We start from the raw sequence: 18,064 nt of genomic DNA on the forward strand, positions 1-18,064 counted from the left end.
GCCGCGGCGCCGCCAACGCCCCCGGCGCCGGCGCCCGCCCCCACGGCGACCACGGTGGCCGCGGCACCGGCGGCTCCGGCACCGGTGGCCCCCGCGCCGGGGTTCTTCCCTCCGTATGTCATCGGTCCACCGGGCATGGGAACGGGTTCGGGGATGAGCGCCCGCGCCAGCTCGAGCGCCAAAAGGAAAGCGCCGGAACCCGATAGCGCCGCCGCGGCGGCGGCCGCCGCCGCGCGCACCCGCAAAGCGGCCCGGGCGCGCCGGCGCAAGCGCACGACGCACCGCGGGTACGGCGACGAATACATGGACATGAACGTCGACGTCGATCCCGATTGGGCCGGGTCGCCCCCGGGCCGCGAGGCGTCGGCGTCCGATCGGGGTGCCGGCGCGCTGGGATTCGCCGGCACCGCGGACAGGGAGGCGGTCGCCGCGGCGGCCGGATTGACAACGCTGGCCGGTGACGAATTCAACGGCGGCCCAACGACGCCCATGATGCCGCGCACGTGGGGTACCGGCGGGGCCGACGAGGGAGCGGGCCGGGACGGCTAGCTGCGAGGTTAGGCCCGGCAGCTTCGTTCAGCGTCAGTTGCGTCGACTCGAGCGGCGTGTCCAACGCTGCTGCACCCCGAGTTGCCTTGGGACGGGCATGTTTTCCCATTGCCCGAGCTCCAGCCAGTCGCACAGCGCCACGGCCGCGCCGCTGTCGGTGATGGGTCCTATCCAATGAGCCGGGCCGCTGGCCACTCGGTCGCTGGTGCAGGGCTGGACCACGGCCATGACGCCGCCTCCGGTTGGCCGAGACGCACACGTGAGTGGTCCGAGCATGCAGGCGGTCGAGACCAGCATGGAATGCGGACAGCGCCGGATGGTGGGGCGTAGTTCGTCGATGACCGAAAGTTCATGGTCGACGGCGCATGCGGCACAGACGATTACGGTGAATGGGCGATCGGTGCCGCGGCGCGGGGTCGTCACCGTGCGGTGTGCCCGCCGGGGTAGGGCAGGAGCGCCATTTCGCGGGCGTTCTTGATGGCCGCGGCGACCTGCCGTTGTTGTTGCACGGACAGGCCGGTGACCTGGCGGGAGCGGATCTTGCCGCGTTCGGAGATGAACATGCGCAGCGTCGCGGTGTCCTTGTAGCCCACCGCGCGCAACCCGAGGCTGTCGAGAAGGTTCTTCTTGGGCGCGCGGCCGGCCGGTGCGGTGGCCCGGCGCGCGAGTTTCCTGGCCATTACCAGCTCGCCTTCCGCACGCCTGGGAGCTGCCCGGCGTGGGCCAGCCCGCGGACCCGGACTCTTGACAGACCGAACTTGCGGAGATGGCCACGCGGTCGCCCGTCGACGGCGTCGCGGTTGCGCACCCGCACCGCACTGGCGTCGCGGGGCTGGCGGGCCAATTCATTTTGGGCCGCCGCCCGTTGCTCGGCGGTGCTCGCCGGTGAGCGGATGATCTCCTTGAGTTCAGCGCGGCGTTCGGCGTAGCGCGCCACGATCGCGCGCCGGCGCTCGTTCTTCACGATCTTGGATTTCTTGGCCATGCTCAGCGCTCCTCCCGGAAGTCGGCGTGGCGGCGCGCGACCGGGTCGTATTTGCGCAACACCAGGCGGTCGGGGTCGTTGCGCCGGTTCTTGCAGGTGATGTAGGTGTAGCCGGTGCCCGCGGTGGACCGAAGTTTCACCAGGTGGCGGATCTCGTTGCGCGCCATCAGATTCGCTGCCCTTCGCGGCGTAACCGCGCAACGACCGCCTCGATGCCGTCGCGATCGATCACTTTGATGCCCTTGGCGCTGACCCGTAGCCGGATCCGGCGGCCCTCCGAAGGTAGGTCGTACGTCTTGAGTTGGATGTTCGGCGACCACCGCCGCCGGGTACGGCGATGGGAATGCGACACCGCGTTACCGAAACCCGGTCGCCGGCCGGTCACCTGGCAGTAGGCGGACACCGTGCACCTCCGTGATCGCTTAATGAAAATCATTTTCGACAAGGTTCGGTAGGGACGGTACCGTAGGAACGACCTAGACGAAAATGATTATCAATAAGGAGGACGATGCGGACCCCCGTCATCCTGGTTGCCGGACAGCGGAACACCGACCCCGTCGTGGGTGCGCTGCTGCAGACCCCGGGAACGCTCGTCGTCGAGCACCGATTCGACGGTCACGTGGTGCGCCGAACGACGGTGACGCTGTCCGATGGCGTGTTGACCAGTCACGAGAGCGGACTGGAACTCGCGCACGGCTGCGTGTCGTGCACCATCCGGAATGACCTGTTGGTGTTGCTGCGCCAGTTGCACCGCCGCGACGACGTCGACCGGATCGTGGTGCACCTGGCGCCCTGGATGGAGCCCGAGCCAATTTGCTTGGCCATCAAGCATGTTCGGGTGCGTGTGGCGCCGGGGTACATCGACGGGCCCGCGGCGCTGGACGTGGCGATCGCCGCCGTGGTGACGTGTGTCGATTCGGCGGCGTGGCTGAACCAGGCGCTGGGTGAGGACGAACTCGACGACGGCCGCACCCAGGCCCAGGTGGTGATCGGACAGGCCGAGTTCGCCGATGTGGTTGTGCTCGACCACGCGAACCCGTTCGTGGCCGCGGTGTTGCGCCGGCTGTCTCCGCGCACACGCGTTCGCGTCGGGCCCGGCGGCATCGAGGAGGCGCTGCACAACCTCTACCGCGACGCGCGCCGCGGCCGCAGCGACGACCCGCACGGGCCCCTGCTGGCCGGACAGCCGCCGCTGGAGTCCCGTGGGCCGATCGCTCTGGTGGAGTTCAATGCCCGCCGCCCCTTCCATCCGCAGCGCCTGCACGCCTGCCTGGATCTGTTGCTCGACGGCGTGATCCGCACCCGGGGACGGCTCTGGCTGGCCGGCAAGCCCGACCGTGCGATGTGGCTGGAATCGGCCGGGGCCGGGCTGCGGGTCAGCTCGGCCGGCAAGTGGCTCGCCGCCCTCACGCCGAACGAGCTGGCCGGTATCGATCCGGCGAGACGTGCGTTCGCCGAGCTGGAATGGGACGCCGACCACGGCGACCGGCACACCGCAATGACCATCCTGGTGTGCGGTGCGAATGCCACCGACATCCTTGACGCCCTCAACGGCGCACTGCTTACCGACGACGAGTTCGCTTCTCGCGACTGGGCTTTCGGCGACGACCCATTCGGGGACTGGCACGAAGACCCCTGTGGAGACCCCGCGCAAGGCGCCGAAGAGAACACGCCCGCCCACCACAGCACCGAAGGAGACCGCTGATGAAATCCGGCATTCACCCCGATTACCACCACGTCGTCTTCCAGGACGCCACCACCGGAGCGAAATTCTTGACCCGATCGACCATCACCAGTTCGCGCACCATCGAGTGGGAGACGCCGCACGGAGTGCGCAGCCATCCGCTGGTCGTCGTCGAGGTCACCTCGGACTCACACCCGTTCTGGACGGGCAGCCGGCGCATCGTGGACACTGCCGGGCAGGTGGAGAAATTCCACCGCCGCTATGGAAGACGTCAAACCGACCACCGCGACGACGCGGCTCGCTGACCCTGGCGAGGTCTAATCCTGTGCCGCTGAGCGCAGTACGGCGTCCCAGTGGACGACGGCCTCTCCCGCGGCCGAGGTGACGTCGCCGGTGATCAGTCCGAGCAACGCGCGAGATACCCCTCCCAGTCCAACCCCGCTGGCGCGCACGACGGCCGTGATCTCACTCAGCGCCTGCTCTGCCGAGCAACGTCTGAGCCCCATGACGACGCCGATCGCCTGGTCGATTTCACGCCGGGACCTGTGGTCGGCGGGCCGGTAGTTCGGCGTGTGGATCATGGTCGCTCCCAGCGGTGGTGGAGTTCTTGAAAGTTCAGTGGGCGTGAACGACGTCCCAGGGTGGCAGCGGGTCGGGGTAGTCGACCCACCGCCGAGGACCGTCGGCCAGTTCGGTGTCGGTCAGCAACGCCGCCTGCATGAGCCCCAGTACCCGGCGGCGGTCGAGGTTGACCCCGATGAACACGACCTCCTGGCCGGGGGGAAAGTCGGCGGTCGACCAGTACTGGGCCGGTTCTATGGCCAGGTTGGGTCCGGCTTGGGACCAGATGGCCGCAATGTCCGGGCGGCTGGCGATCCAGCAGAAGCCCTTGCTGCGCAAGACGCTCTGCAGCTGGTGCAGTGTTGCGTGTAGTCGCTGCGGGTGCAGGGGGCGTTGGGCGCGGAATGTCACGCTGCTGATGCCGTATTCCTCGGTCTCCGGTGCGTGCCCGTTGGCGAGTTCCTCAGCCCAACCGGGTGACTCGGCCGCCAGGCGCGGATCGAACAGGCCCGTGTCCAGGACCTCCGACAGGGCTACCCGGCCGTGGTCGGTGGGGACGATCTTCGCCGCCGGATTCAGGCGCCGGAGTACTGCCGCCACGGTGGCGTTGGTTTTCTCGCTCACCAGGTCGGTCTTGTTGAGCAGGATCACGTCGGCGAACTCCACTTGATCGACAAGTAGGTCGGCAATGGTGCGGACGTCGCCGTCGCCGGCCGCGAGGTGGCGGGCAGCCAAGGCTTCGCCGCGCGCAAGCTCGCGCAGAAAGGCCGACGCGTCGACCACGGTCACCATGGTGTCGAGCCGTGCGATCCGGCTCAGACTGAAGCCGTTCTCGAATTCCCAATTGAAGCTGGCGGCGACAGGCATCGGTTCGGAGATCCCCGTCGACTCGATCAGGAGGTAATCGAACCGCCCGCCGGACGCCAGGCGGGCGACCGATTCGATGAGGTCCTCACGCAACGTGCAGCAGATGCAGCCGTTGGTGAGCTCGACCAGCTTTTCGTCGGTGCGGTCCAGGAAGCCCGTCCCGGCCACCAGCGCCGCGTCGATGTTGACCTCGCTCATGTCGTTGACGATGACCGCGACGCGGCGGCCTTCCTGGTTAGCCAGAACGTGGTTGAGCAAGGTGGTTTTGCCCGCCCCCAGGAACCCCGACAGGACGGTCACGGGAAGCGGAGCAGAACTCTGGGGCGGCATGATCGTTAATGATAATCATTTTCATTAACGATCGCAAAGGTCTGCCCGCGAGCGCTCAGGGTTGAGGGGTCTGGCACTGCGGACACGTGCCGTAGAGGTCGACGTAGTGGGTGACGTCGGCGTAGTGATGCTGGCGGCTTAGCCTGCGGGTGTATTCCTCGACGTCGACGGGGGTGAAGGCGACGGCCGTGCCGCACTGCCGGCACAGCAGATAGTGACGATGGCCCGCCTCGGTGCGGAGGCGGTAGAGGATCTCGCCGTCCTCGGCGCGCTGTGTCTCGGCGACCCGGTCGGCTGCCAGTGTGCGCAAGATGCGGTAAACACTGGTCAGGCCGATCTTGAGCTGCCGCTTCTGGCAAATGTCCTGATAAAGCTGTTGGGCGCTACGGAAGTTCTCCTGTGCCCGCAGCACCTCTAAGACGGCGCGTTGCTTGACCGTCGTACGTCGCTGTCGGGGCGCGGCGGGCGGCGATGGCACCGGCGATGCTCCTCTTCGAACTGATCCCGAGGCGGTTGCTCGTGTATCCCGGACCTCGCGGAGGCCAGTGGCTGGCATCAAGGCGGGGTGGCGCGGCGGTGCTGCCGATGGCTGATGGCGTAGCGGCGGTGCCGGAGCCCCACCCACGCTGCAAACGATAACCGTTTTCACATGGGTTGCGCGAGATCTTCCGCAGCGGCGATCCGCCTCGCGGCGGACGTCGGCACGGTCGACGCGGTGACGTCCGACCGGCCGGCCCCGGCGGCGCATGTGCCCGTGGCCGTCATTGGCGTTGCGCGCCACCGGAAATGCGCATCGGCGCGAGTACTGTGGGCGGCGTGCGAAGCGAAGGCGATACCTGGGACATCACCACCAGCGTGGGATCGACCGCGCTGTTCGTCGCAACCGCGCGGGCGTTGGAGGCGCAAAAGCCCGATCCGCTGGCGGTGGACCCCTACGCGGAGGTCTTCTGTCGGGCCGTGGGCGGGGCCGCCGCGGACGTCCTCGACGGCAAGGATCCCGACCACAAGTTGAAGAGCGCCGGCTTCGGCGAGCATTTCGTCAACTTCCAGGGCGCGCGCACCAAGTACTTCGACCACTATTTCCGCCGTGCGGCCGACGCCGGTGTGCGGCAGGTGGTCGTCTTGGCGGCGGGCCTGGACTCGCGGGCGTACCGACTGGACTGGCCGGCCGCGACCATCATCTTCGAGCTGGACCAGCCGCAAGTGCTCGACTTCAAGCGCCAGGTCCTCGCCGGCGCCGGCGCCCAACCGCGTGCCGAGCGCCGTGAGATCGCCATCGATTTGCGCGAGGACTGGCCGCAAGCCCTGCGTGACAGCGGCTTTGACCCGGCAAAACCCTCGGCGTGGATCGCCGAGGGCCTGCTGATCTATCTACCGGCCGACGCCCAGGAGCAGCTGTTCACCGGGATCGATGGACTCGCCGGCCACGGCAGCCACGTCGCCGTCGAGGATGGCAGCCCGATGAAGCCCGAGGACTTCGAGGCCGCCCTGGCCCAAGAGCGTGCGACGACCACCCAGGGTGATCAGGGCGTGTTCTTCCAGCTGGTCTACAACGAGCAGTGCGCGCCCGCCACCGAATGGTTCGGCAACCGGGGCTGGACGGCCGTCGGCACACCGTTGGCTGATTACCTTCGCGAGCTCGGCCGTCCCGTGCCGGGTACGGAGACCGAAGCTGGCCCGATGGTCGCGCGCAACACCCTGGTGAGCGCCGTCCGGGCCTGAGGCGCCGAGACAAAACCGGCGGAACTTTTTCCGTCCGCCCGCCGACTAGTGGCTGCGTGATCGTTTCGCCGGCCGCCCGGTCGCGGTGGTCGTCGAGCCCAACCCGATCGTCGAGGAGTCCCTGCCATGAGCGCGCCGGTGCGGACGGTCTCGTCCCTGTTCCGCCCGGCCGAGCCGGCGGATTCCGACGTCGCAGGTCGGGATTGATAATGAAAATGATTTTCAGTAAGGTAGGGCCTTGCTGTGATACCGCACGAGGTGCGGCTGTGAGTATGCCGAAAATGCGGCGAAACCCTATCCAGAACGTCCTCATCGGCGGTAGAAGAAGGGCAGTGGAGTGGTGAGTCGGACAGGCCCAAACGCCTCGACAGTTAGCTTATGCAATGCTAACTTCAGGCGGGTCAGGTTAGGGGAGACTACATACATGAAAAGGCGCGGCCGTGGAACACGGTGACACCGGCATGCTCACAGTTCAGCCCGTCAATCCGCGAGTGGACGCGCGCGTTGACGGTGACGTCGTCAGCCGGTTCGCCACGTGCTGCCGCGCGCTGGGCATCGTCGTCTACCAGCGCCAGCGACCGGCCGACCTGGCCGCGGCTCGCTCGGGTTTCACCGCGCTGACGCGCATCGCCCACGACCAGTGCGACGCGTGGACGGGATTGGCGGCCGCCGGCGATGCCTCCCTGCGGGTGCTCGAGGCGGTATCGCGCACCGCGGCCACCGTGGGCATGCTGCAGCGCCAGGTGGATCTGGCGCCCGACTCGCTGGGCTTCCGCTACGACACCGGGCTGTACCTACAGTTTCGGGCCAGCACACCCGACGACTTCCACCTCGCCTACGCGGCCTCGCTCGCGATGGCCGGGCGATTTGCTGACGCTGACGCCATCGTCGCCGGCCTGACCGCCGACCGCCCGAACTGGCGCGAGGCCCGCTGGGTGTCGGTCGTCATCAATTACCGCGCCGAACGCTGGTCGGACGTCGTCAAGCTGCTGACCCCGATCGTCAACGACACCGACCTCGACGAGGCTTTCTCCCACGCCGCCAAAATCGCCCTGGGCACCGCGCTGGCCCGGCTGGGCATGTTCGCCCCGGCGCTGTCGTATCTGGAGGAGCCCGACGGTCCCGTCGCGGTGGCGGCCGTCGATGGCGCGCTGGCCAAAGCGCTGGTGCTGCGCGCCCACGTCGATGAGGACTCGGCGAACGAAGTGCTGCAGGACCTGTACGCGGCCCACCCGGAGAACGAACAGGTCGAACAGGCCCTGACCGACACCAGTTTCGGCATCGTGACCACCACGGCGGCGCGCATCGAAGCCCGCACCAATCCGTGGGATCCCGAAACCGAGCCCAACGCCGAGGATTTCGTCGATCCCGCCGCGCACGAACGCAAGGCCGTGCTGCTGCACGAGGCCGAACGCCAGCTCGCCGAATTCATCGGACTCGACGAGGTCAAGAACCAGGTATCCCGGTTGAAGAGCTCGGTCGCCATGGAGCTGGTCCGTAAGCAGCGCGGGCTCGCGGTCGCGCAGCGCGCCCACCACCTGGTCTTCGCCGGCCCGCCCGGAACCGGTAAGACCACCATCGCCCGCGTCGTCGCCAAAATCTATTGCGGCCTGGGGCTTTTGAAGCGCGAAAACATCCGAGAGGTGCACCGCGCCGACCTCATCGGCCAGCACATCGGCGAGACCGAGGCCAAGACCAACGCGATCATCGACAGCGCGCTCGACGGCGTGCTGTTCCTCGACGAGGCCTACGCGCTGGTCGCCACGGGCGCCAAGAACGACTTCGGGCTGGTGGCCATCGACACGCTGCTGGCGCGGATGGAGAACGACCGCGACCGCCTGGTGGTCATCATCGCCGGCTACCGGGCCGACCTGGACAAGTTCCTGGACACCAATGAGGGCCTGCGTTCTCGGTTCACCCGCAACATCGACTTCCCCTCCTACGCACCGTCGGAACTGGTCGAGATCGCGAACAAGATGGCCGAGCAGCGCGACAGCATCTTCGAAAAGGCCGCGCTCGACCACATGGAGGAGTTGTTCACGAAGTTGGCGACCGAGTCGACACCCGACGCCAACGGAATTTCGCGACGCAACCTGGACATCGCCGGTAACGGTCGATTCGTCCGAAACATCGTCGAACGCTCCGAAGAAGAACGAGAGTTCCGGCTCGACCATTCGGAACACGCCGGAACCGGCGAATTCAGCGACGAGGAGCTGATGACGATCACCGACGACGACGTCGCAAGGTCGGTTGAGCCACTGCTGCGTGGCCTTGGGCTGTCGGTGCCGGCATGACATCCAATAACCATTCCCGCGACGGGGAAGGGGAACGCCGCTCGTTCTCCTCCCGCACCCCGGTCAACGACAACCCCGACCAGGTCGAGTACCGGCGCGGGTTCGTCACAAGGCACCAGGTCAGCGGCTGGCGATTCGTGATGCGCCGGATCGCCTCCGGTATTGCGTTGCACGACACCAGGATGCTCGTCGACCCGCTGCGCACGCAGTCGCGCGCCGTCGCGATGGGCGTGGTCCTTCTGGTCACCGGCCTGGCGGGCTGCTTCGTGTTCTCACTGATCCGGCCCAATGGAACGGCGGGCACCAATGCCATACTCGCCGACCGATCGACCGCCGCGCTGTATGTCCGCGTCGGTGAGGACCTGCACCCGGTGCTCAACCTGACCTCGGCACGGCTGATCACCGGTCGGGCGGTCGACCCCACCATGGTGAAAAGCAGTGAACTGGACCGGTTTCCGCGCGGAAATCTGATCGGCATCCCGGGCGCGCCGGAACGTATGGTGCAAAACCCGTCGACCGACGCGAACTGGACGGTGTGCGACGCGGTCAGTGACCCCGGTGGGCACGCCGCCCACAGCACCGGCGTCACGGTGATCGCGGGCCGACCGGACAGCAGCGGCGCCCGCGCCGCCACGCTGGCGCCGCGACAGGCTCTGCTCGCCGAGCGGGACGGCACCACCTGGCTGCTGTGGGACGGCAAGCGCAGTGAGATCAACCTGACCGACCATGCGATCACCAACGCACTTGGCTTGGGGCAGAGCAACTCTGAGATCCCCGCCCCCCGGCCCATCGCCCTGGGCATGTTCAACGCGATACCGCAAGCGCCGCCGTTGACCGCGCCGGGCATCCCGAACGCCGGTGCGCCGGCGCCCTTCCCCGTGCCAGCGCCGATCGGGGCGGTGGTGGTGTCCTACACCCTGGATCAGAGCTCCTCGGGCGCGCCGCGCTACTACGCGGTGCTGCCCGACGGCCTCCAGCAGATCTCGCCGGTGCTCGCCGCGATCCTGCGCAACACGAATTCCTATGGGCTGGACCAACCTCCACGGCTGGCCGCCGATGCGGTGGCCAAGCTGCCGGTGTCGCGGATGCTGGACACCGCGCGGTACCCGGACCAGCAGGTCGGCTTGGTGGACACGGCCAAATCCCCTGTCACATGCGCCTATTGGAGCAAGCCCGCCGGTGCCGCCAGCAGTTCGGTGAATCTGCTGTCGGGCTCGGCCCTGCCGATGGCCGAATCGATACGCCCCGTCGACCTGGTGGGCGGCGGCTCGCCGACCACCGCCACCCGCGTCGCCCTGGCGCCGGGCACCGGCTACTTCACCCAGACCGTCGGCGGCGGGCCGAACTCGCCGGGCGCCGGGTCGCTGTTCTGGGTCTCGGACACCGGTGTCCGCTACGGCATCGACAACGAGGCGGAGCACTCCGCCGCTGGCCAGGGCAAAACCGTTGAGGCCCTTGGCCTTACCGGTTCCCCGGTCCCCATTCCGTGGTCGGTGCTGTCGCTGTTCGCGAACGGACCGACATTATCGCGCGCCGACGCGCTGCTGGCCCATGACGGGCTGACGCCCGACCAGAAGCCCGGCCGCGTCACCGCTGCTGCTAGGGAAGCCGAGGGAGCCCCCCGATGAGCCGACTGATCTTCGAAGCGCGCCGCCGGCTGGCGCCACCGGTGACCCGCAAGGGCACCATCGCCATCGAGGCGCCGCCCGAGCTGCCCCGGGTGATTCCGCCGTCGTTCCTGCGCCGGGCGATGCCGTATGTGTTGGTGATCCTGATCGTCGGCATGATCGTCGCCCTGTTCGCCACCGGGATGCGGTTGATCTCCCCGCAGACCTTGTTCTTCCCGTTCGTGCTGTTGCTGGCCGCGACCGCGATGTATCGCGGCAACGACAACAAGACGCGCACCGAGGAGGTCGACGCCGAACGCGCCGACTACCTGCGCTACCTGTCGGTGGTCCGGGACAACATCCGAACCCAGGCCGCCGCGCAGCGCGAGGCTGCCCAGTGGTCCCACCCGGAGCCCGCGGTGCTGGCCGCCGTGCCCGGAACGCGCCGTCAGTGGGAGCGTGACCCGCACGATCCCGACTTCCTGGTGCTGCGCGCCGGGCGCCACCATGTTCCCCTGGCGACCGCGTTGCGGGTCAACGACACCGCGGACGAAATCGACCTGGAGCCGGTGTCGCACAGCGCATTACGCAGCCTGCTGGAGACCCACCGCACGGTGCGCGACGTGCCGACCGGAATCGACCTGGCCAAGGTCTCCAGGATCACCGTGCTGGGCTCCGAAGACGAGGCGCGCTCGGCGATGCGGGCCTGGGTCGCTCAGGCGGTCACCTGGCACGACCCGACGGTGCTCGGGGTCGCGCTGGTCACTCCCGATCTCGAGGGTCCGGACTGGTCGTGGCTGAAGTGGTTACCGCACGTCGACATTCCCGGCGAGCTCGACGGGGTCGGGCCGGCACGCTTCATGGCGACCAACGCCGACGAACTCGTCGTCAGCCTGGGTTCGGCGCTTGTCGACCGTCCGGCGTTCACCGGCGAGCCCGCCGACGCGCTGCGGCACCTGCTGATCGTCATCGACGATCCCGACTACGACCTGAGCGCCTCGCCGCTGGCGATGGGCCGGGCGGGCGTCACCGTCGTGCAGCGCGGTGCGACCGCGCCGCACCGCGAGCAGTATTCGGACCCGGAGAAGCCGATCCTGCGCATCCGAGCGGGCGCCATTGAGCGCTGGCAGACCGGCGGCTGGCAGCCCTACATCGACGATGCCGACCAACTGGGCGCCGACGAGGCCGCGCATCTGGCGCGCCAGCTGTCGCGCTGGGATTCCAACCCGACCCACACCGGGCTGCGCTCGGCGGCCACCCGCGGCGCCTCGTTCACCACGATGCTGGGCATCCCGGACGCATCGCAGCTCGATGTGCCGACCATGTGGGCGCCCCGGCGCCGCGAGGACGAGTTGCGCGTTCCGATCGGGTTCACCGCGACCGGTGAGCCGCTGATGTTCGACCTCAAGGACGAGGCCGAGGGCGGGATGGGCCCGCACGGCCTGATGATCGGTATGACGGGTTCGGGTAAGTCCCAGACCCTGATGTCGATCCTGTTGTCGCTGTTGACAACTCATTCGGCGGACCGGTTGATCGTCATTTACGCCGACTTCAAGGGTGAGGCCGGGGCCGACAGCTTCCGCCATTTCCCGCAGGTTGTCGCGGTGATCTCCAACATGGCCGAAAAGAAGTCGCTGGCCGACCGGTTCGCCGACACGCTGCGCGGCGAGGTGGCCCGCCGGGAGACGCTGCTGCGTGAGGCCGGCCGCCGGGTGCAGGGCAGCGCGTTCAACTCGGTGGTCGAATACGAGAACGCCATCGCCGCCGGGCACGACCTGCCGCCGATCCCCACACTGTTCGTGGTGGCCGACGAGTTCACCCTGATGCTGGCCGATCACCCGGAGTACGCGGAGCTGTTCGATTACGTTGCCCGTAAAGGCCGTTCGTTCCGCATCCACATCCTGTTCGCGTCGCAGACGCTCGATGTCGGCAAGATCAAGGACATCGACAAGAACACCTCCTACCGCATCGGGTTGAAGGTGGCCAGTCCCAGCGTTTCTCGCCAGATCATCGGCGTGGAGGACGCCTACCACATCGAATCCGGCAAGGAGCACAAGGGCGTGGCCTTCTTGGTGCCCGCGCCGGGCGCGACGCCGATCAAGTTCCGCAGCACCTATGTCGACGGCATCTACGATCCGCCGCAGAAGGCCAAATCGCGTGTGGTGCCGTCGATCCCGGAGCCCAAGGTGTTCACGGCCGGACGGGTCGAGCCCGATCAGGACACCGTGATCACCAGTCCCGACGATGTCGAACTGACCGGGCCGCCGCGCAAGCTCATCGCCACCATCGGCGACCAGCTGGCCGGCTACGGTCCGCGTGCGCCGCAGTTGTGGCTGCCGCCGCTGGACGAGCCGATCCCGGTGAGCGCGATGCTGGCCCGGGCCGGCGTCCCGCCACGGCAGTGGCAATGGCCGCTGGGCGAGATCGACAAGCCGTTCGAAATGCGCCGCGACCCACTGGTTTTCGATGCCGCATCGTCGGCCGGCAACATGGTCATCCACGGCGGCCCCAAGTCGGGGAAGTCGACCGCTTTGCAGACGTTCATGTTGTCGGCGGCCAGCCTGCACTCGCCCCGCGAGGTCACCTTCTACTGCCTGGACTACGGCGGCGGGAAGCTGCGCGCGCTCGAAGATCTGGCGCACGTCGGCAGCGTCGCCTCGGCGCTGGAGCCCGAACGGATCCGGCGCACCTTCGGGGAGCTCGAGCAGCTGCTGTTGTCGCGGCAGCGGCGGGAAGCCTTCCGGGACAAGCACGGCGCGGCCCCCGACGACGGCTTCGGCGAGGTGTTCCTGCTCATCGACAACCTCTACGCGTTCGGCCGTGACAACACCGACCAGTTCAACACGCGAAACCCGTTGTTGGCCAAGGTCACCGAGCTGGTCAATATCGGGTTGGCGTACGGCATCCACGTCGTCGTCACCACCCCCAGCTGGCTGGAGGTGCCGCTTTCGATGCGCGACGGGCTCGGGCTGCGGCTCGAACTCAAGCTGCACGATCCACGGGACAGCAACGTGCGGGTGGTCGGCGCGCTGCGCCGGCCCGCCGAAGCGGTACCGCACGACCAGCCCGGCCGCGGATTGACCATGGCCGCAGAGCATTTCCTGTTCGCCACCCCCGAGCTGGACCAGATCGCCGCCATCAACGACCGCTACCCGGGCATGGCCGCGCCGCCGGTCCGGCTGCTGCCCACCAACCTCGCCCCGGACGCCGTCGGGTCGCTGTATCGCGGGCCGGAACAGGTGGTCATCGGCCAGCGCGAGGAGGATCTCGCGCCGGTGGTGATCGACTTCACCGACAACCCGTTGCTGATGGTGTTCGGTGACAGCAAGTCGGGCAAGACGACGCTGCTGCGCCACCTCATTCGCACGGTCCGCGAGAACTCCACGCCGGATCAGGTGGCCTTCACGGTGCTGGATCGTCGGCTGCACCTCGTCGACGAACCGTTGTTCGCCGACAACGAGTACACCGCCAACATCGACCGCATCATTCCGGCGATGTTGGGGCTGGCCAACCTCATTGAGTCGCGACGGCCCCCGGCCGGTCTGTCCCCGGCCGAACTGTCCCGCTGGACGTTTGCGGGCCACACCCACTACCTGATCATCGACGACGTCGACCAGATACCGGATTCGCCGGCGATGAGCGGCCCGTACGTCGGGCAGCGCCCGTGGTCGCCGCTGATCGGGTTGCTGTCGCAGGCGGCCGATTTGGGGGTGCGGGTGATCGTCACCGCGCGCGCCACCGGTTCGGGGCACGCGTTGATGACGAACCCGCTGCTGCGCCGCTTCAACGACCTGCAGGCGACCACGTTGATGCTGGCGGGCAACCCGCAAGACAGCGGCAAGATCCGCGGTCAACGATTCGGCCGGTTGCCGGCCGGACGGGCGATCCTGTTGGGCGACAGCGATGGTCCGACGTACGTGCAGTTGGTCAACCCCTTGATCGGGGAATCCGTAATGGCAAGTGAAGCGCAACGGGAGGAGTAGAGATGACGCTGCGAGTGGTTCCCGAAGGATTGGCCGCCACCAGCGCCGCGGTGGAGGCGCTGACGGCACGGCTGGCGGCCGCCCACGCGGCGGCGGCCCCGGCGATCACGGCGGTGGTGCCGCCGGCGGTCGATCCGGTGTCGCTGCAGACGGCCGTCGGGTTCAGCGCCCAGGGCCAGGAGCACTCGGCGATGGCGGCCCAGGGCGTGGAAGAGCTGGGTCGCGCCGGGGTCGGCGTCGGTGAAGCCGGCACAAGCTATCTCGTGGGAGACACCGCGGCCGCTGCGACGTTCGGGATCGCGGGCGCCTGACGATGACTGCCCCCCTCGCGCCCATCTGGATGGCTTTGCCACCCGAGGTGCATTCGGCGTTGCTCAGCGCCGGTCCGGGCCCGGGGCCGCTGTTGGCGGCCGCCGGGGCGTGGACCTCGCTCAGCGCCCAATACGCCTCGGCGGCAGCCGAACTCAGTGGGTTGCTGGGGCAGGCGCAGGCGGGGGCTTGGGAAGGGCCGAGCGCCGAGCAGTACGTGACGGCCCACCTGCCGTACCTGGCATGGCTGCAACAGGCCAGCGCCGACAGCGCGGGCGCCGCGGCGCAGCAAGAGGTCGCGGCGACGGCGTACACGGCCGCGTTGGCGGCGATGCCGACGCTGGGTGAGCTCGCCACCAACCACGCCGTGCACGGGGTGCTGGTGGGGACGAATTTCTTTGGCATCAACACCATTCCGATTGCAGTCAACGAAGCCGACTATGCGCGGATGTGGGTTCAGGCGGCCACCACGATGGGCACCTACCAGGCCGTCTCGGGCTCGGCTCTGGCCGCGGCGCCGCGCACGATGGCCGCGCCGTCCATCGTGAATCCCGGCGGCGAAACCAACAACCTCACGACCAACGCCGCGCAGAACAACGGCGACTGGTGGCAGAACTTCATCCAGCAGCTGAGCAAGTTCCTGCAGGATTTCTTCCAGAACATCCAGCAGATGCTGCAGGACTTCTTCTCGAATCTGCCGGCGTTCCTGGCGGCCAACGGACCGCTGCTGTTCTTCGTCGCCTACCAGGTGTTCTTCAACGCCGTCGGCTGGCCGACCTGGGGCGCGCTCCTGACCGCACCGTTCCTGCTGCCGATCCTGCTGGGCATCGGCCTCAGTTCGCTGCTCACCACGCCCGTCGAGGCCGCTCCGGAGGCGGCCCCGGCCGCCGTGGCCCCGGTCCTGACCTCGAACAAACCGTCCATGCTGCCGGCGGTCGCCCTGGCCCCGACGGTGGCAACCCCCGCCGGGGCCCCGGCCACGACGGTCGCGGCCGGCACCGGCGCGCCCGCCGCCGCGGCGGCCGCGGCGGCGGCGGGAAACCTCGCCTACGTGGTCGCCTACGGAGCTGACCCGGACGCCGGCGTCGGTCCCACCCTGGGCGGTCGCGGCGGGGCCAAGGCGCCCGCGGCGACGATCCCGGCGGCGGGTGCCGCGGCTGCGAGCCGCGCCGAGTCGCGGGCGCGGCGCCGGCGGCGGGCCGCGCTGCACGACCACGCTGACGAGTTCGCGGATATGGAATCCGATTTCGGTGTGTCCCCGGATTACGGCGACGAGGAAGAGCTGGCCGCGGCGGTGGCCTCCGCCCAGGGGGCCGGGCCGCTCGGGTTCGCCGGAACCAAGCAGCGACAGAAGGCGTTCGAGGCGGCGGGATTGACCAAGCTGGCCGACGACGACTTCGGCGGCAGCCCACGGATGCCAATGGTGCCCGGCACGTGGGAGCGGGAAGCCGTCAACGGGACGGGCCCAACCGAGCCGGGGAAGGGGGGATAAGGCAGTCAGCCACATTCGGGTGAATTACCGAAACCCCAACGGACGCAAGAGAAAGGAATCACCATGAGTATGTTGGACGCTCACATCCCGCAGTTGGTCGCCGCACAATCGGCGTTCAGTGCAAAGGCGGCGTTGCTGCGCAGCACGATCAGCCAGGCCGAGCAGGAAGCGATGTCTGCGCAGGCTTTCCACCAGGGCGAGTCCTCGGCCGCGTTCCAGGCCGCGCACGCGCGGTTCGTGGAGGTCGCCGCGCGGGTCAACACGCTGCTGGATATCGCCCAGGCCAACCTCGGCGACGCCGCAGGCACCTATGTGGCCGCGGACGCGGCAGCCGCCTCCGGTTACACCGCGTTCTGACACAGCCGCTTTAGACGCCACCAACCCGCGAAAGGACTTGCGATGTCGCAGATCATGTACAACTACCCGGCGATGTTGAGCCACGCCGCCGACATGTCGGGCTACGCCGGCACGATGCAGGGGCTCGGCGCCGATATCTCCGCCGAGCAAGCCACGCTGTCCAACGCCTGGCAGGGTGACACCGGTATGACCTACCAGGTGTGGCAGGCCCAGTGGAACCAGGCCATGGAAAGCCTGGTGCGCGCGTACCAGTCGATGGCCAGCACCCACGAGGCCAACACCATGTCGATGCTGGCCCGCGACCAGGCCGAAGCCGCCAAGTGGGGCGGCTAGTTCGTGGCTGAACGAGCCTGATGGAACCAGCTCCCAACGCCGTCGAGCTGACGGTCGATCATGCGTGGTTCATCGCGGAAACGATTGGGGCGGGAAGCTTCCCGTGGGTATTGGCAATCACCTGCCCCTATCGTGATGCCGCGGAGCGCACCGCGTTTTTCGACCGTCAGAGGGCGGAGCTGACCGAGATGGGCCTGGTGTCAGCGGGCGGACTCATCAACCCCTCGGTTGCCGAGTGGATCAAGGTGGTGTGTTTTCCCGAGCGGTGGCTCGACCTGCGTTACGTCGGCGCCACCAACGACACCGATGAGGCCGCCGGAACGGGCGAGCTCCTGCGCGGCATCGTCGCGCAGCGCACCGGCGTCGGCGGGCGGACGTCGACGACGGTGGTCGCGTTGCGCAGCGCGCAGCTGATCACGTTCACCGCGATGGACATCGATGATCCGCGCGCCCTGGTTCCGGTCCTGTGCGTCGGGCTCGCGCAGCGCCAACCGGCCCGGTTCGACGAGTTCAGCATGCCGACCCGGGTGGGCGCCCGGGCCGACGAGCGTCTGCGTTCCGGTGCTCCGCTGGCCGAAGTCCTTGACTATCTTGGTATTCCGCGGTCGGCGCGTCCGGTGGTGGAGTCGGTTTTCGACGGGCCGCGAAGCTACGTCGAGATCGTCGCCGGCTGCCACCGCGACGGTCGGCACTCCACCACCGAGGTGGGGGTGAGCATTGTCGACACACGCGAGGGTCGGGTCCTGGTCAGCCCGTCCCGCGCGTTCGACGGCGAGTGGGTTTCGACCTTCGCGCCCGGCACCCCGTTCGCGATCGCCGTCGCGATCGAAAAACTGACCGCCCAACTGCCAGACGCCGGATGGTTCTCCGAACACCGGTTAGCCCGAGACTTTTCCCCTTCAACACTGTCCGCCCAACATTCATAGAAATAGAGAAGAGAGCACGATGTTCCAGGAACGGCCGCAACATTCTTCGAGGGTCCGGTGACGTC

Annotated in this window: 18 protein-coding genes and 1 pseudogene; 12 read left to right on the plus strand and 7 right to left on the minus strand. The window is 68.2% G+C overall.

Annotated elements, in window-relative coordinates; translation table 11 throughout:
* Positions 1-549 (plus strand): annotated as a pseudogene (locus A5775_RS06125) (hypothetical protein); the annotation flags it as partial.
* A gap of 419 nt (positions 550-968) precedes the next feature.
* Here A5775_RS06125 and rpsR read toward each other — a convergent pair.
* The 4 genes from rpsR to rpmB are packed head-to-tail and all read right to left on the minus strand — an operon-like array spanning position 969 to position 1,937.
* Complete coding sequence (gene rpsR / locus A5775_RS06130) at positions 969-1,229, minus strand: 30S ribosomal protein S18 (protein ID WP_067249198.1); 261 nt, start codon at positions 1,227-1,229, stop codon at positions 969-971.
* Positions 1,229-1,534, minus strand: a complete 306-nt coding sequence (gene rpsN, locus A5775_RS06135; RefSeq protein ID WP_067249200.1) for a 30S ribosomal protein S14 — start codon at positions 1,532-1,534, stop codon at positions 1,229-1,231. The genes rpsR and rpsN overlap by 1 nt, the downstream gene beginning before the upstream one ends.
* Before the next feature lie 2 nt (positions 1,535-1,536).
* Positions 1,537-1,701 (minus strand): 50S ribosomal protein L33, encoded by a 165-nt coding sequence (rpmG, locus tag A5775_RS06140; RefSeq protein WP_067249202.1) that lies wholly within the window; start codon positions 1,699-1,701, stop codon positions 1,537-1,539.
* A complete protein-coding gene (rpmB, locus tag A5775_RS06145) occupies positions 1,701-1,937 on the minus strand; it encodes a 50S ribosomal protein L28 (RefSeq protein WP_067249203.1) in 237 nt (78 codons plus the stop codon). The genes rpmG and rpmB overlap by 1 nt, the downstream gene beginning before the upstream one ends.
* Before the next feature lie 105 nt (positions 1,938-2,042).
* Between rpmB and mrf the strand changes: the two genes are divergently transcribed.
* Both mrf and A5775_RS06155 read left to right on the plus strand, forming a co-directional pair.
* Positions 2,043-3,239 (plus strand): ribosome hibernation factor-recruiting GTPase MRF, encoded by a 1,197-nt coding sequence (mrf, locus tag A5775_RS06150; RefSeq protein WP_067249206.1) that lies wholly within the window; start codon positions 2,043-2,045, stop codon positions 3,237-3,239.
* On the plus strand, positions 3,239-3,523 hold the full coding sequence (locus A5775_RS06155) for a type B 50S ribosomal protein L31 (protein ID WP_067249208.1): 285 nt from the start codon (positions 3,239-3,241) through the stop codon (positions 3,521-3,523). The genes mrf and A5775_RS06155 overlap by 1 nt, the downstream gene beginning before the upstream one ends.
* Before the next feature lie 12 nt (positions 3,524-3,535).
* Here A5775_RS06155 and A5775_RS06160 read toward each other — a convergent pair whose 3' ends face one another.
* The 3 genes from A5775_RS06160 to A5775_RS06170 are packed head-to-tail and all read right to left on the minus strand — an operon-like array spanning position 3,536 to position 5,454.
* Positions 3,536-3,799 carry an ANTAR domain-containing protein gene (locus A5775_RS06160; RefSeq protein WP_067249210.1) on the minus strand — a complete coding sequence of 88 codons (264 nt, stop codon included), beginning with the start codon at positions 3,797-3,799 and terminating at the stop codon, positions 3,536-3,538.
* A 34-nt stretch (positions 3,800-3,833) separates the two neighbouring features.
* Complete coding sequence (locus A5775_RS06165) at positions 3,834-4,976, minus strand: GTP-binding protein (protein WP_082952901.1); 1,143 nt, start codon at positions 4,974-4,976, stop codon at positions 3,834-3,836.
* 55 nt (positions 4,977-5,031) lie between these two features.
* Positions 5,032-5,454, minus strand: coding sequence for a Fur family transcriptional regulator (locus A5775_RS06170; protein WP_231995123.1), 423 nt, complete (start codon positions 5,452-5,454; stop codon positions 5,032-5,034).
* 338 nt (positions 5,455-5,792) lie between these two features.
* Here A5775_RS06170 and A5775_RS06175 point away from each other — a divergent pair, with 338 nt between their 5' ends.
* The 9 genes from A5775_RS06175 (at position 5,793) to A5775_RS06215 (ending at position 17,999) form a co-directional block, all read left to right on the plus strand.
* The gene (locus tag A5775_RS06175; RefSeq protein ID WP_067249285.1) at positions 5,793-6,698 is read left to right on the plus strand and encodes a class I SAM-dependent methyltransferase; all 906 of its coding nucleotides are present in this window, start codon (positions 5,793-5,795) and stop codon (positions 6,696-6,698) included.
* A gap of 440 nt (positions 6,699-7,138) precedes the next feature.
* Positions 7,139-8,992, plus strand: coding sequence for a type VII secretion system ESX-3 AAA family ATPase EccA3 (gene eccA3, locus A5775_RS06180; protein WP_067249217.1), 1,854 nt, complete (start codon positions 7,139-7,141; stop codon positions 8,990-8,992).
* A complete protein-coding gene (eccB, locus tag A5775_RS06185) occupies positions 8,989-10,620 on the plus strand; it encodes a type VII secretion protein EccB (protein WP_067249222.1) in 1,632 nt (543 codons plus the stop codon). The genes eccA3 and eccB overlap by 4 nt, the downstream gene beginning before the upstream one ends.
* Positions 10,617-14,582, plus strand: coding sequence for a type VII secretion protein EccCa (gene eccCa, locus A5775_RS06190; protein WP_067249225.1), 3,966 nt, complete (start codon positions 10,617-10,619; stop codon positions 14,580-14,582). The genes eccB and eccCa overlap by 4 nt, the downstream gene beginning before the upstream one ends.
* Positions 14,583-14,584: 2 nt before the next feature.
* On the plus strand, positions 14,585-14,893 hold the full coding sequence (locus A5775_RS06195) for a PE family protein (protein WP_067249227.1): 309 nt from the start codon (positions 14,585-14,587) through the stop codon (positions 14,891-14,893).
* Positions 14,894-14,895: 2 nt separating this feature from the next.
* Complete coding sequence (locus A5775_RS06200; RefSeq protein WP_067249230.1) at positions 14,896-16,383, plus strand: PPE family protein; 1,488 nt, start codon at positions 14,896-14,898, stop codon at positions 16,381-16,383.
* A 63-nt stretch (positions 16,384-16,446) separates the two neighbouring features.
* Positions 16,447-16,740 (plus strand): WXG100 family type VII secretion target, encoded by a 294-nt coding sequence (locus tag A5775_RS06205; RefSeq protein WP_066860115.1) that lies wholly within the window; start codon positions 16,447-16,449, stop codon positions 16,738-16,740.
* Positions 16,741-16,782: 42 nt separating this feature from the next.
* A complete protein-coding gene (locus A5775_RS06210) occupies positions 16,783-17,073 on the plus strand; it encodes a WXG100 family type VII secretion target (RefSeq protein WP_008261663.1) in 291 nt (96 codons plus the stop codon).
* A gap of 20 nt (positions 17,074-17,093) precedes the next feature.
* Positions 17,094-17,999: an ESX secretion-associated protein EspG gene (locus tag A5775_RS06215; RefSeq protein WP_067249233.1), complete on the plus strand. Its 906-nt coding sequence runs from the start codon at positions 17,094-17,096 to the stop codon at positions 17,997-17,999.
* The last annotated feature ends 65 nt before the right edge of the window (positions 18,000-18,064 follow it).

It is taken from the genome of Mycobacterium sp. 852002-10029_SCH5224772 (genome assembly GCF_001667315.1).
Classification (GTDB): Bacteria; Actinomycetota; Actinomycetes; order Mycobacteriales; family Mycobacteriaceae; genus Mycobacterium.

Coding starts and splice junctions, on each gene's coding strand:
- rpsR (WP_067249198.1), bottom strand. CDS start 1,229: ATGGCCAGGAAACTCGCGCGCCGGGCCACCGCACCGGCCGGCCGCGCG.
- rpsN (WP_067249200.1), bottom strand. CDS start 1,534: ATGGCCAAGAAATCCAAGATCGTGAAGAACGAGCGCCGGCGCGCGATC.
- rpmG (WP_067249202.1), bottom strand. CDS start 1,701: ATGGCGCGCAACGAGATCCGCCACCTGGTGAAACTTCGGTCCACCGCG.
- mrf (WP_067249206.1), top strand. CDS start 2,043: ATGCGGACCCCCGTCATCCTGGTTGCCGGACAGCGGAACACCGACCCC.
- A5775_RS06155 (WP_067249208.1), top strand. CDS start 3,239: ATGAAATCCGGCATTCACCCCGATTACCACCACGTCGTCTTCCAGGAC.
- A5775_RS06160 (WP_067249210.1), bottom strand. CDS start 3,799: ATGATCCACACGCCGAACTACCGGCCCGCCGACCACAGGTCCCGGCGT.
- A5775_RS06165 (WP_082952901.1), bottom strand. CDS start 4,976: ATGCCGCCCCAGAGTTCTGCTCCGCTTCCCGTGACCGTCCTGTCGGGG.
- eccB (WP_067249222.1), top strand. CDS start 8,989: ATGACATCCAATAACCATTCCCGCGACGGGGAAGGGGAACGCCGCTCG.
- eccCa (WP_067249225.1), top strand. CDS start 10,617: ATGAGCCGACTGATCTTCGAAGCGCGCCGCCGGCTGGCGCCACCGGTG.
- A5775_RS06195 (WP_067249227.1), top strand. CDS start 14,585: ATGACGCTGCGAGTGGTTCCCGAAGGATTGGCCGCCACCAGCGCCGCG.
- A5775_RS06200 (WP_067249230.1), top strand. CDS start 14,896: ATGACTGCCCCCCTCGCGCCCATCTGGATGGCTTTGCCACCCGAGGTG.
- A5775_RS06205 (WP_066860115.1), top strand. CDS start 16,447: ATGAGTATGTTGGACGCTCACATCCCGCAGTTGGTCGCCGCACAATCG.
- A5775_RS06210 (WP_008261663.1), top strand. CDS start 16,783: ATGTCGCAGATCATGTACAACTACCCGGCGATGTTGAGCCACGCCGCC.
- A5775_RS06215 (WP_067249233.1), top strand. CDS start 17,094: ATGGAACCAGCTCCCAACGCCGTCGAGCTGACGGTCGATCATGCGTGG.